This window comes from Streptomyces sp. KR55 (assembly GCF_052245645.1).
GTDB lineage: Bacteria > Actinomycetota > Actinomycetes > Streptomycetales > Streptomycetaceae > Streptomyces > Streptomyces flavusporus.
Window position 1 is genome coordinate 18,654 of the sequence record NZ_JBQQCE010000057.1, and the last position, 11,605, is coordinate 30,258.

At 69.0% G+C, this 11,605-nt stretch carries 13 protein-coding genes and 2 pseudogenes; 4 read left to right on the forward strand and 11 right to left on the reverse strand.

The features are described from left to right. Positions 1-359: 359 nt before the first annotated feature. Positions 360-617: a hypothetical protein gene (locus ACTWQJ_RS11270; protein WP_443306491.1), complete on the forward strand. Its 258-nt coding sequence runs from the start codon at positions 360-362 to the stop codon at positions 615-617. A 177-nt stretch (positions 618-794) separates the two neighbouring features. On the opposite strand, the gene ACTWQJ_RS11275 is transcribed toward ACTWQJ_RS11270, so the two are convergent. The 3 genes from ACTWQJ_RS11275 to ACTWQJ_RS11285 form a co-directional block, all read right to left on the reverse strand. After that, positions 795-1,538 (reverse strand): CbtA family protein, encoded by a 744-nt coding sequence (locus ACTWQJ_RS11275; protein ID WP_443306492.1) that lies wholly within the window; start codon positions 1,536-1,538, stop codon positions 795-797. Positions 1,539-1,554: 16 nt separating this feature from the next. Further along, on the reverse strand, positions 1,555-1,773 hold the full coding sequence (locus tag ACTWQJ_RS11280; protein WP_443306493.1) for a CbtB domain-containing protein: 219 nt from the start codon (positions 1,771-1,773) through the stop codon (positions 1,555-1,557). Between the two features lie 216 nt (positions 1,774-1,989). Then, on the reverse strand, positions 1,990-3,312 hold the full coding sequence (locus ACTWQJ_RS11285; protein WP_443306494.1) for an RNA-guided endonuclease InsQ/TnpB family protein: 1,323 nt from the start codon (positions 3,310-3,312) through the stop codon (positions 1,990-1,992). Between the two features lie 23 nt (positions 3,313-3,335). On the opposite strand from ACTWQJ_RS11285, the gene tnpA reads away from it, so the two are divergent. Next, complete coding sequence (tnpA, locus tag ACTWQJ_RS11290; protein WP_443306495.1) at positions 3,336-3,767, forward strand: IS200/IS605 family transposase; 432 nt, start codon at positions 3,336-3,338, stop codon at positions 3,765-3,767. Positions 3,768-3,883: 116 nt separating this feature from the next. Here the strand turns inward: tnpA and ACTWQJ_RS11295 are convergent, their stop codons facing one another. Next, positions 3,884-5,548 carry an IS1182 family transposase gene (locus ACTWQJ_RS11295; protein WP_443306496.1) on the reverse strand — a complete coding sequence of 555 codons (1,665 nt, stop codon included), beginning with the start codon at positions 5,546-5,548 and terminating at the stop codon, positions 3,884-3,886. 197 nt (positions 5,549-5,745) lie between these two features. Between ACTWQJ_RS11295 and ACTWQJ_RS11300 the strand changes: the two genes are divergently transcribed. Both ACTWQJ_RS11300 and ACTWQJ_RS11305 read left to right on the forward strand, forming a co-directional pair. Next, a complete protein-coding gene (locus tag ACTWQJ_RS11300) occupies positions 5,746-6,390 on the forward strand; it encodes a histidine phosphatase family protein (protein ID WP_443306497.1) in 645 nt (214 codons plus the stop codon). A gap of 115 nt (positions 6,391-6,505) precedes the next feature. Then, positions 6,506-7,111 carry a GNAT family N-acetyltransferase gene (locus tag ACTWQJ_RS11305; protein WP_443306498.1) on the forward strand — a complete coding sequence of 202 codons (606 nt, stop codon included), beginning with the start codon at positions 6,506-6,508 and terminating at the stop codon, positions 7,109-7,111. A gap of 30 nt (positions 7,112-7,141) precedes the next feature. Here ACTWQJ_RS11305 and ACTWQJ_RS11310 read toward each other — a convergent pair. The 7 genes and pseudogenes from ACTWQJ_RS11310 to ACTWQJ_RS11340 form a co-directional block, all read right to left on the reverse strand. Next, positions 7,142-7,400 (reverse strand): annotated as a pseudogene (locus ACTWQJ_RS11310) (IS5/IS1182 family transposase); the annotation flags it as partial. A 195-nt stretch (positions 7,401-7,595) separates the two neighbouring features. Then, a pseudogene (locus tag ACTWQJ_RS11315) lies at positions 7,596-7,904 on the reverse strand (ArsR/SmtB family transcription factor); the annotation flags it as partial. Between the two features lie 108 nt (positions 7,905-8,012). After that, entirely contained in the window at positions 8,013-8,441 is a 429-nt protein-coding gene (locus tag ACTWQJ_RS11320) for a (2Fe-2S) ferredoxin domain-containing protein (protein WP_443306499.1), read from the reverse strand. Further along, complete coding sequence (locus tag ACTWQJ_RS11325) at positions 8,438-9,472, reverse strand: WD40 repeat domain-containing protein (protein ID WP_443306500.1); 1,035 nt, start codon at positions 9,470-9,472, stop codon at positions 8,438-8,440. Before ACTWQJ_RS11325 ends, ACTWQJ_RS11320 begins: the two co-directional genes overlap by 4 nt. Next, positions 9,469-10,500 (reverse strand): CobW family GTP-binding protein, encoded by a 1,032-nt coding sequence (locus ACTWQJ_RS11330; RefSeq protein WP_443306501.1) that lies wholly within the window; start codon positions 10,498-10,500, stop codon positions 9,469-9,471. Before ACTWQJ_RS11330 ends, ACTWQJ_RS11325 begins: the two co-directional genes overlap by 4 nt. Positions 10,501-10,505: 5 nt before the next feature. Next, positions 10,506-10,787 carry a hypothetical protein gene (locus tag ACTWQJ_RS11335; protein ID WP_443306502.1) on the reverse strand — a complete coding sequence of 94 codons (282 nt, stop codon included), beginning with the start codon at positions 10,785-10,787 and terminating at the stop codon, positions 10,506-10,508. 14 nt (positions 10,788-10,801) lie between these two features. Further along, the gene (locus ACTWQJ_RS11340; protein WP_443306503.1) at positions 10,802-11,212 is read right to left on the reverse strand and encodes a Fur family transcriptional regulator; all 411 of its coding nucleotides are present in this window, start codon (positions 11,210-11,212) and stop codon (positions 10,802-10,804) included. Positions 11,213-11,605 lie beyond the last annotated feature (393 nt).

Consider the following 11,605-nt stretch of genomic DNA (forward strand, 5'->3'; position numbering starts at 1 on the left):
GCGGCGTTGAGCGATGAGGACCGTCGGAGCCGGATGGAGCTGCTGCGCCGGAAACTGGAGCGCAGGTTGGCGGAGGACGCCCGGTGAGCGAAGGCTGGGCGAAGCGCCCTGCGATCGAGGGCCTTCCCGATCCGGGCGTGATGAGCCTCGCAGAGCTCCAGGCCGAGGTGCAGGCACTGATTCGTGCGACGAGGCGTCGGCGCGCCGGTGGGCGTGCGACGTGCCGGACTGTGACGGGCTGCCGCCTTGAGGGATGGCTGCATCCACGCGCGCGTCGCAGCGGCAGCTGGCGGCTGTGGACGGTGTGAATGCTGCTCACCGGCCGCGGCTGAGGCAAGTCCCGGACGGCGGCCGAGACGGTGCGGCAGTGGGCGCAGACGCCGGGGCTGCAGATCGCGGTGGTCGCGAAGAACGCCACGCTGGTGCGCGACATGTGCTTCGACTCCCGGAAGTCCGGTCTGCTGTCGGTCATCCCGCCGGAGGAGGTGGTGAAGTACAACTCGTCGCTGGGTGAGACGATGCTCCGGTTGGAGAACGCCACGCTGAGCCGTGGGTTCGGTGTGGAGACGCCGGACAACCTGCGTGGCTTCGACCGGTCACTGTCAGCAAGAACGTGACAATCAAGCCGTCGCCGATCTGACCGACCGACCACGCGGCCACGCTCACCCGAGTCGATTGGTGCAGCCCAGCCGCTCCCCGGGCGGAGCATCCTCTGGTGCCCGACCCGGTAAACGGAAAACGGCGGGATCCGCCGGGCGCGTCCCCAGCAGATCCCGCCGCATGTTTACTACAGCTCAGGCGGCCAGTGTGGAGACCCGGCCACGGGCCGGTTTCGGTTCGAGGACACGTTCGGCCAGGTAGCCGAAGAGGAGGGCGAACGCCGACCACATCACCGCCTGGACGCCGATGGAGGCCAGGCGGAACTCCCACAGCTCGGTGGCCGGGAAGCCCTTCGGGATGTTCTCGCCAGATGGCAGGAACACCATCGCGAACGCCACCGCCGCCACGAAGGCCGCCCCGGCGGCGATCGAGGCGTTCCAGTTGCCCCATGCCGGGGCCATCCTGCGGCCCAGCCGGATGGCGGCGATTCCCAGCAGCACGCTCAGCGCGATCATCAGGACGAAAAGGATGGTGCGCTTGTCGAGCGTGTCGGGGTTGCCAACGGCGGGCGGGTTCGCCGGGTACTTCAGGATCGGCACGAGGTAGACGGTGAGGAACCCGGCGAGCGCCGTCAGCGCCGCCGTCGCCCTGGCCCCGAACCGGCCGATCCGGCCCAGCGCGAAGCAGAAAGCCAACGCCGCGATGCCGCCGATGGCCACCCCGAAGATGAGCACGCCCGTGGCGAGACCGGCCGTCGACTGCAGGGAACGGCTGACCAGTTCCTCCCCGTGCTCATGGGAGTTGGCCTCCTCGAAGGCGATGGCCGCGTCCACCGGCCCTTCCCCGACGAGGTAGGCGAAGACGAAGGCGAGGACGCCGGCGCCGAGGCCGGCAAGCATGCCCCGCATCAACAGGGTGCGTACGACTGTGGAGTTCATGGCAGTTCGTCCTGCCTCAGTGGCAGGGGAAGCCGAGGAGGTGGCGAGCGTCGTGCACCCACTCGTGCACGCCCTCACCGGAGACCAGCGCGGTGGCGCCCTGTTCGGCGCCGACGAAGTACAGCAGGACAAGCATCAGGACGCCGAAGAAGACGGCCCAGGGGGCGAGCGCCCGCAACGGCAGCGGCGTGACGGTCTGGGTGGCGGGGGTGGGGGCGGCAGTGGACTGCGCCATGGCGAGACCTCCTCGGGAACAACGCGTCCCGCATCGTGTGGAGCACTCGACGACGGCGTTGGGTCTGACTCACCACCACCTCGTGGGGGAGGGGCGGCACACAGTGGCGCGACCGTGCCGGACTTGCACCGGACTTCCGTGGCGCCGTCGTCCTTGTCGCCCCAGAGCTTGAAGTGCTCTCCTCCCTTCGGCAGGCCTCAGGAAGGAGATTCCCGCCTACCTTGCGGCGGCGGGCTTGACGCCGCGTGGGCGCCTGACGACTGCCCTTCCGGCAGCCGGGACGAGCGCGAGGCCCATCCGGTACAGGTGCAGGATGTTCCGGGCGGCGTTGTGGTCGGCGTTGCCCGACCAGCCGCAGTCCGGGTTCTTGCACACGAACACGGCCTGGCTCTCCCGGCTGCCCGGCGTGGTGAAGCCGCAGGCTGAGCAGCGCTGGGAGGTGCCGGGGGCGGGAACCTTGTGCAGGGTGCCGCCGTAGCGGGCGGTCTTGTACGTCAGCATCGTCACGGTGCGGCCCCATGCCTCCTGGCTGATGGAGCGGTTCAGACCGGCCTTCTGCTTGACGTTCTTCCCTGGTTCCTCGATGGTGCCCCGGGCGCTTTTGGTCATGTTCGGGATGTCCAGGTGTTCCACCACGAGCACGCTGTAGGTGCGGGCGAGGTAGGTGGTGGTCTGGTGCTGCCAGTCGGTTGCCCGTCGCTTGGCTTTCGCTCGGAGCTTGCCGATCTGGTCGTATACCGCCCTCAGCCGGTTCGATGACCGCTGGCCGGGCTTGCGGTGCTGCTTGAGACGGGCGGCCTGCCTCTCCAGGCGGAGCAGCTTGGCCTTCTCGTCGGCGCCCAGCCACCTGTCCCGGTCGGAGGTTCCGTCCGGGAGGCGGGCCGCTCGCCCGTGGTCCTGGTGGTTGTCGTCTGAGAGGGCGAGGGGGATGTTCACCCCGGCGTCGATGCCGGCTTCCGGTCCCTGGTGGGGCTCGGGCTTGGCTTCCAGGGTGGTGATGCGGAAGGCGATGTGCCAGCCCAAAGCGTCCTTGACCAGCCGGGCGCCGGTGATCCGGTTGTCGGCGTTCGCCTTCTTGCCCACCGGCAGGTCACGGGTCCAGCGGAAACGGACGCGGCCGACCTTGGGGATGTTGACCATGCCCCAGCGGCGGTGTACCCGCGTGATCTGCAAGTCCCGGCCCTGCGGGATGTCCACGGACATGACCGACCGGAAGCGGGCCTTGAAGTTCGGCTCTTCGGCCCGGCCCTCCCAGCAGTTCTTCCACGCCTGGACGTACGTCTTGAGTACCGCCTGCGCGGCCTGCGCAGGGAGCACGGCGAGGAAGTCGATCTCCTTGCGGGCCTGCCGTATCGCCGCGTCGGCGGCGGCCAGCGTCCGCTTGGCTTTCGGCTGCATCGTCCACCAGGCGTGCAGACAGTTCCACATGGTGCGGGCCGCGTGCGCCTGGTCGTCGATGAGCCGTATCTCGGCAGGACTCAGCGCCAGCCGGGCGCGATGCCCGAACTGCCGCTTCTCCAGGCCGAGTTCCAAGGCCATGCGATCACTCTATCATTTGGCTTATGTCACCACGGTGGAACCCGAATCCCGATGTACGCACCGGTCGTCATGTCGTCTGCAACCTGCATGTTCATTTGGTTTTCGTCACGAAGTACCGGCGCGGAGTCTTCACCGACGCCATGCTCAGCCGCTGCGAGGAGATCATGCGGGACGTGTGCGCGGACTTCGAGGCCGAGCTGAAGCAGTTCAACGGCGAAGACGACCACGTGCACCTGCTGGTGCACTACCCACCGAAGGTCCAGCTCTCCAAGCTGGTCAACTCCCTCAAGGGCGTCTCCGCCCGCCTGCTCAGGAAGGAGTACAGCGCGCACGTGCGCCGCTACCTGTGGGGCGGACACTTCTGGTCCGGCTCCTACTTCGCCGGATCGTGCGGCGGGGCGCCGCTGACCGTCGTACGCCAGTACATCGAGAACCAGCAGCGCCCCGTGGGCTGAGCGAAACAGTGCAGACCCGCGCTTACGTGCGGGTCAGAGCGGTTTTGAGATGCGCTTCACCTCCCCCGTAAACGACTCCGTTGGGAAATCCGTAAACCGGCTGTCGTGCAGGTGGTTCACGCGGCGAGCTCAAGGCGGGCAAGGTGGGAGGTCCTGGTGCTGCCGAGTGGGGTTCCAGTCAGCCACGCGTCAATGCGGATGATGTTGATGGCGTCTACGGTGAGGACGTTGCCGAGGTGGATCTTGGCCAGTCCTGTGTAGCGGGTGCGGCGGATGCCCGTGCGGCGGACGACTTGCGAGATCGTGCCCTCGACACCGGCTCGGATGTCGTACCGCTGCTTCCACTCCTTGGTCTGTTGTTCCTGGCGGCGCCGGCCCAGAATCTCTTGCTGCTCGCGGGGCAGCAGCGTCAGGCTGCGTCCGTAGCGGCCCTTGTCGGAGGCGCGTGTGCAGGCCGCCCGCAGTGGGCAGGAGCGGCAGTCAGTGGCGGCGAACTGGACCCTGGTGATCGGGGTGCCGCTGGGCTTGACCTGGTCGGACCAGCTGATGCTGACCGCGCCGCGCGGGCAGACCGCCTGGCGGCGGTCCCAGTTGATACTGAATGCCTGCTGGGAGAGGTCCGGGCCGGTGTCGTCCTGCTTGCCGTGGTGGGTATCCAGGCCGACCGGCCCGAGGAGCATAATGCCGTGCTCGTCGCGTGCGGTGAGGATGTGGGCGGCGGTGACGTAGCCGGCGTCCACCACGTGCTCGCCTGGCACCAACCGGTGTTTGTCCAGGTTCCGGTGGACGGTCTCGGTCATCTCGGCGTCGTCGACGGTGGCGTCCGTCGTCTCCACGTTCGTGATCACATGGGGTGCATCCGGCTCGCAGGTCTCGGTCAGGTGGGTTTTGTAGCCGCACCAGCCCGAGCCCCGCTTCATGCCGTAGCGTGCGTCGCAGTCGTAGGGCGAGGACAGGCGGCGTCTGGCCGGCGGGAGGTCCTTCGCCTCCCGCCAGCGCACCCCCTCACCGTCGCGGTGGTACTGCTCCACCCAGGCCCGACGCAGGACCTCAACGGCGGGGATCTGCCGAAGCCAGCCCGGGGCGGCGGGGCTGAAGACGGCCTCCAGGACGGTGAAACCGTCCCGGCCGACCTGCTCAGCCCACTTCTGACGCACGTTCTCGCCCTTGGGGAAGCGGTAAGAGTCGATCCGGGCACCGTAACGCTCGGCCCAGTCGGCCGTGACCTGGCCGGCCAGCCACTGCGGAGCTGCCGCGGCCAGGGCCTCCAGCGCCGCGCGCAGCGTCTCGCCGACGAACTCCATCCGGTTCAACACCCGTACCGATGCCAGGACATGAGTGGAGTCCGTCCGCTGCCAGCCGCCTGCCCGCAGCAGCCCGAGACCGCAGATCCGCTCCAGGACCAGGTCCAGAACCCTCTCCTCCAGGCCGTGCTCGATCAGCCGAGCACGGAAGTCGCCAAGGACCGTGAAGTCGAACCCCGGATCATCCAGTTCCAGGCCCAGCAGGAACTTCCAGTCCATCCTGGCCCGCAGCTGCTCAGCGGCCTGCCGGTCGCTGAGCCCCTCCGCATACTGCAGCACCGAAACCAACGCCAGCGCCCCGGGCGAGACCGCCGGGCGCCCCCGCACGGGAAACGCCTCGGCGAAGGACGCGTCCTCGAACAGCGGGCCAAGTGCCTCACGGACACGGATCGCCAGCGTTCCCTTCGGGAACGAGGCACGCACCACCCGCGCGGTCAGCTCCGGCACCCCGGCATCGCGCCGCGACTCCAGCGACACTCGACCCCCTTGATCGACGACAAGCCGATCCTGACAGTCCAGACCATCCGCCATCACCGGTTTACGGATTTCCCAACGGAGTCGTAAACGGGGGAGCACTGCGCAAGATCAGAGGTAGAGGCAATGGGGACTTCGGCCAACATGGCGTACGCCACCTACGATGAACCGACTTCGGCCACGTGGCGAAAGGGCCCCTGATGACCGTACGGCTCACCCTGCTGTGTGCCGCCGCCCGTATGGAGCGCGATGTGCGCTTCGCCGACGTCCCCCTCGACGAGCGGGCGCTGCGGCAAGCGCAGGTGCTCGCCGGCACCCTCCCCCCGACCGGCACCCAGTACACTGCGCCGTCGCAGCGGTGCAGGCAGACGGCCCGGGCCCTGGGCTGGGATGCGGTCACCGTGGAACCGGCGCTGCGGAACATCGACATGGGCTCCTGGCACGGCCGCACACTCGAGGAGGTCGCGGCAGGCGATGGGCCTGGTCTCGCCGTCTGGCTGTCGGACCCGCAAGCGGCACCGCACGGCGGCGAGTCCGTGGCGAAGGTCTGCCACCGGGTCGCCACCTGGCTGGATGCTCTTCCATCCGACACGGGACGAGTGCTGGCCGCGGTCGAACAGGCCGTGGCGCGTGCGGCGGTGGTCCACGCGCTGGGAGCACCGCAGCAGGCGTTCTGGCGCGTCGACGTTCCGCCCCTGTCCGCCGTCCAGCTCACCGGCCGAGATGGCCGTTGGAATCTGCGGATGGGTGCCGTTTCCACCGGCCCGCACCAGGGCGTTTCCGATGAGTCGAGTGACGGAACCCATCGGACAGACTGTAGCCGCGCATCATCACCGCCCCGCTGATATTTCTCGCCTGTCTCTTCCCTGAACTTCCGTACCAAAACGTCTCATTGCCCCCGTGATCGGGCCCGGGGGCCCCGCCCCGCCACCGAAGATCACTGGGTGCAGAATGACCCGTATGTCGATAACGAACACGCCGAAGACGACAACGATCGACGATGCTCCGCTGATCAGCCGCACCCTGGCCCGCGCCTTCGACGACGACCCGATGATGCGGTGGTTTTTCCCCGACGCCTCGCGCGAGGCAGCGCTGGTCCGCTACTTCTCCACGGTCTTCACCCGGCAGTACGTCCACTACGGCGTGTGCGAGCGTACCGAGGTGGCGGCTGCGTTCTGGGTACCGCCGGAGGCGCAAGCCAAGGCCGTTCCCGACGCGGAAACCGTCCAGGAGCTCCAGAACATTCTCGGCGACCGGGCTCCGCTGTTCAGGGATACCGTCGAGACGGCCGCCGAGCACACACCCCAGGAACCGCACTGGTACCTGGCGGTGATCGGTGCCGACCCGGCCGCCCAGGGCCAGGGACACGGGGCCGCCCTGCTGCGCTCGGGGCTGGCCAGGGCCGACGCGGCGGGTCTGCCCGCCTATCTGGAGTCCTCCAAACCGTCCAACCTCCCCTTCTACGAGCACTTCGGCTTCACCGTGCGTGAGGAGCTGCGACTGCCGGGGGACGGACCGGTGCTGTGGGCGATGTGGCGCCAGCCGCGCCGCCCGGCCGACGCCTAGAAACTGTCTGGCGAGTCCTGAAAGGTGCCGGAGGTGTAGGGCAGCAACGGGCACGGTGCCGTGGAAGACGTACGCCCGCTTGTCAAAGCGGGTGGCTACGGCCCGAAAGCCCTTGACCGCGTTGATGGTTCCCTCGACTTCGTTGCGGCGCCTGTACATCGATCTGTCGAAGCCCGTGGCTGGCCGCTCGCACTGCTCCGCCGCTGGCGGTTGGCTCGCTGGTCTCCGCCTTCGGGGATGGTGTCTTGATCCGGCGGCGTCGCAGGTGACTCCGGTTGCGGTGGGAGCTCGGAGGCGCTCCGGCTCCAGCGCGTCTTCCTGGCGGAGAAATGGCTGGTGGCAAGGCTCCACTACGGCCACGTGGATCCCCGCGAGGTAGGCGTCGGCAGGTCGCCGTGCGCGCAGAGCCGACCGCAAATGAAGCTGGGTGGGCTGGAGCGGTGCTGAGCCTTCAAGTCGCCAGCCGGAACTCTTGGGGGACGGTTCAGTCGGGGTCGCGCAGGCCGAGGCGCAGGTGCTCGATGTGGTGGACGGCCTGGTCGAGGAGTTGGGCGACGTGGTCGTCGTAGAGGCGGTAGACGATGCGGCGGCCGTCGCGTTGTCCGGTGACCAGGCCGAGGGCGCGCAGAAGCCTCAGCTGGTGGGAGACGGCGGACTGTTCCATGCTGACGGCGGCTGCGAGGGCGCCGACGGGGTGCGGGGCATGCCGCAGGGTGGTGAGGATACGCAGCCGGGAGGGTGTGGCCAGGGCCTGGAGGGTGGTGGCGACGGACGCGACCGTGGTCTCGTCGAGCGGAGCGCAGGCGGCGCGAACAACCGTGCCTGCCGTGCCTGAAGGGGGGTGGGGGAGGGCGGCCGCGAGGACGTCGCGCCACTCCCTCCTCCGTCGCCTCCAGTGGAGTCAGCGGCGTGCACGGGCCCTCGCCTCACGTGGCGGGCGGACGAATTGCAACTCCAGCGTGGTTGGAGGCTCCGCGACGCCGGGTCCGCCGTCGGCGGCCCAGCGAAGGACATCGTCGGTGCAGTCGTCGTCCATGGCGAAGCCGATCCAGGTCGCCCGGCCTCCGGCTCGGCGTCCGGCGGTGGAGGGCTGGACGACGATGACGTTGGCCTGGTCGCAGGGGCCCAGGCAGTCCGTCGTACGGACCTGGAAGCCGTGTTCGGCCGCCGCGGCGCGCAGCCGGTCCAGCTGCCAGGCATGGTCGGTGCCGGGGTGCTTGCGCGGGTTGCCGCAGCAGCAGCCCCGGCAGACGACGAGCGTGCACGGACGGTTGGCCGCGCCGACCGTCACCGTACGTGCAGGGGCGATCGGTGTCGTCCGGCGGTTCACAGTGTCGTCCGCGAGGGCAGGCCGTATGCCCGTACGCGGCCGTCGCGGTGGGCGGTGATCAGCAGGTGCGGTCCGGCCCAGGCCAGCGCGGCGACCGTGGAGTCGACGTCGTCCAGTGTGCGCACCGGACGCAGCCGGTTGGCCGGCTGTCCGACGGTGGCGTACCACAGTGCGACCGTGCCGTCGTGGCCGCCGCTGGCGAGGTGCCCGGCGGGGCCCGGCCGCCAGGCGAGCGCGGTGATCGTCTCGTGGCAGCGCAGCTGGCGTGGCGCGGTGCCGGCGGGGCCCTTGCCGGAGAAGTCCCAGACCGTCAGGTCGGGGGCGCCGTCGGCGGCGAGCCAGAAGCCCGTGTCGTCGAAGGCGAGGCGGGAGACCTTCTCCGGGTAGCCGGACATGGTCAGTTCGCTTCCGTCCCGGGTGCGCCAGATGTGGATGGAGGCGTCCTGGTTGCCGCTGCAGATCCACTTCTCGGTCGGGGCGACGGCGAGCGCGAGGTGCGAACCGATGTAGGGGTAGGTGACGACGGGCTGCGCGGTGTGCCTCTCGTGGCCGCGCACGGCCCCGTACGCGGCCACGGCCAGCCGCCGCCCCCGGCGCAGCCAGGCCAGGTCGGTGACGGTGGACGCGGCAGGTTCCGTACGCCACAACTCCTCGCCGTCCGCGTCGAGTACGACCGCCATGCGTCCGGAGGCGACCGCCACCCGCTCGTCGTTGGCCCAGGCGGCGGAGGAGGACCAGGCGCCGGATTCGCGTACGACCGTGCGGCCGTCCGAACGCCGCCACAGCGCGTACCCCATGGGGCCGGTGACCGCCAAGTGCCGGGCGGTGGGGGACAGGTGATTCTTCAGGGCGCCGCCGGGCAGGTCGAGTGCTCCCATCTCGGCGCCCATCGCGGCATCGAGGACCCGTACCGTGCCCTCGGCTCCGGCGACGGCTACCAGGTCGCCGCGCGCGCTGAGCGCGACGGGCGCGTCGTCGATGGTGATCTCCCAGGCGACGGTCAGTGCCTGGTCGGGTGCGGTGATGCTCACGCAGCGGCTCCCGCCGTGGCCAGGCAGTCGGCGAAGCCGCGCTCCAGCTCATCGCGGTCGAGGTTGCGGCCGATGAAAACCAGCCGGTTGCGGCGCGGCTCGTCGGCCCGCCACTGGGCGCCCTCCTCACCCATCAGCAGCATGTGCACACCCTGGAAGACGTGCTGCCGGCTCGAACCGGCAATGGCGAGGATGCCCTTGGAACGGAAGATGTCGACACCCTTGGTGCGCAGCAGGTTGCCCAGCCAGGCGTTGAGGCGGCGGTCGTCGACCTCGCCGTCCAGCTCAATGCCGACCGAGGTGACGGACGTGTCGTGCTGGTGCTCGGTCTCGGTGAGGAAGGACGGGTCGTCCTTCAGAACCCGGTCGAGGTCGAAGGCGCCGGCGTCGAGGATCTGCTTCAGGTCGACCTCGGCGTTGCGGGCGCGCAGGATCTGCACAGGGGCGTTGATCGCCTTCACGCGTGCCTCGACCTCGGCGATGGTCTCCTCGTCCGCGAGGTCGGTCTTGTTGAGCACGATCCGGTCGGCGAAGGCGATCTGCTCGACGGCCTCGTTCTCCACGCCTTCCGGTTTGACCTCGTCCAGGTGCTGGAGGACGTGGGCGGCGTCGACGAGGGTGATGATGGCGTCCAGGCGTAGTTGGGCGGCGATCTCGTCGTCCATGAAGAAGGTCTGCGCGACGGGGGCGGGATCGGCCAGGCCGGTGGTCTCGATGAGGATGTGGTCGAACTTCTCCCGGCGTCGCATCAGGGCGCCGAGGATGCGGATGAGATCTCCTCGGACGGTGCAGCAGATGCAGCCGTTGTTCATCTCGAAGATCTCTTCCTCGGCGTCGAGGACGAGGGCGTCGTCGATGCCGATTTCGCCGAACTCGTTCTCGATGACGGCGATGCGCATGCCTTGGTGTTCGTTGAGGATGCGGTTGAGGAGGGTTGTCTTGCCCGAGCCGAGGAAGCCGGTCAGGACGGTGACGGGCACGCGCTCGTCGATCGGTGCGTCCGTCGCGGTCGCTTCGGTTGTCGTCATCAGGGTCAGGCTCCTTCGGGTGCGGTGGTGAGCAGGACGGCCTTGAGGTCGTCCTCGGTGACGTCGTCGGTGGGTTGGTGCAGGGTCCAGCGGCGGGCCTTGCCGTTCATCGGAAGGACGGCGACGACCGTCTCCAGGGGCGGGCAGCCCGGTTCGGTGCAGGCGAGCTGGCGGATCATGACGGCGGTGTCCTCGTCAAGGGCCAGCAGGGTGCGCACGGTCTCCTTCAGCTCGCGCAGGTGCGGGCTCGGTGTGGCGGGGTTTCCTGGCCCGAATCCCAGGGGCATGGCGGCAGTTCTCCTCACTCGGTGGCGGGTTGGCAGCCGGCACAGACGCCGGTGAGTTCGACGGTGTGCTCTACCGCCGCGAAGCCGGAGTTGGAGGCGATCCGTCCGGCCCACTCCTCGACGACTTCGGAGTCCACCGGCCGGCTGCTGCCGCAGGCGCGGCAGATCAGGTAGTGGCGGTGGCTGTCGCCGGGCCGCCATCTGTAAAGCCGTTCACCGGCGCTGGCTTGGATGACGTCGACCGCGTCCGAGGCCTCCAGGTCACGCAGTCCTCGGTAGACGGTGGTCAGCCCGATCCGTGTGCCGTCGGCGGTCATGCGCGTGTACAGGTCCTGCGCGGAGATGAAGTCGTGACAGTTCGCGAGAGCTTCCAGAAGGGCCGAGCGTTGCCGGGTGGGCCGCTGTTGGGTCGTCGGGTCGCTCACACCAACGTTCACCCCCTAGTGGTGTGCCGAATCAGAGCTAGATGAAAATGAAATCCATATCCATATGAACGATAGCTCATGCACGAGTGAGTACGCGAGTAGGGCCTGACCTGGGAGAAGGAGGGGGGTGGGTTCCAGTGGGCGGGAAACTCAGACCGGCGAGGGGAGGCGTCGGCCGTCCGCGGCATGGAGGGGCCGGGTCCGGTGTAGGGCTTCGACGCCAGCCGGTGTCGAAGTGCAGTAGTCCGTCCTGCGGATCCGGGTCACCAGACCGGCGGCGTGGGGGATCAGCGCACGCGCCGCTCCTCCAGTGGTGCGGCGCGCAGTCGTCCGGTGGTGTCGCTGGGCAGGTGTGGTGTGTGGCCGACGAGTCGGGCGGAGTTGGCGACCACG

Coding starts and splice junctions, on each gene's coding strand:
- ACTWQJ_RS11275 (WP_443306492.1), bottom strand. CDS start 1,538: ATGAACTCCACAGTCGTACGCACCCTGTTGATGCGGGGCATGCTTGCC.
- ACTWQJ_RS11280 (WP_443306493.1), bottom strand. CDS start 1,773: ATGGCGCAGTCCACTGCCGCCCCCACCCCCGCCACCCAGACCGTCACG.
- ACTWQJ_RS11285 (WP_443306494.1), bottom strand. CDS start 3,312: ATGGCCTTGGAACTCGGCCTGGAGAAGCGGCAGTTCGGGCATCGCGCC.
- tnpA (WP_443306495.1), top strand. CDS start 3,336: ATGTCACCACGGTGGAACCCGAATCCCGATGTACGCACCGGTCGTCAT.
- ACTWQJ_RS11300 (WP_443306497.1), top strand. CDS start 5,746: ATGACCGTACGGCTCACCCTGCTGTGTGCCGCCGCCCGTATGGAGCGC.
- ACTWQJ_RS11305 (WP_443306498.1), top strand. CDS start 6,506: ATGTCGATAACGAACACGCCGAAGACGACAACGATCGACGATGCTCCG.
- ACTWQJ_RS11330 (WP_443306501.1), bottom strand. CDS start 10,500: ATGACGACAACCGAAGCGACCGCGACGGACGCACCGATCGACGAGCGC.
- ACTWQJ_RS11335 (WP_443306502.1), bottom strand. CDS start 10,787: ATGCCCCTGGGATTCGGGCCAGGAAACCCCGCCACACCGAGCCCGCAC.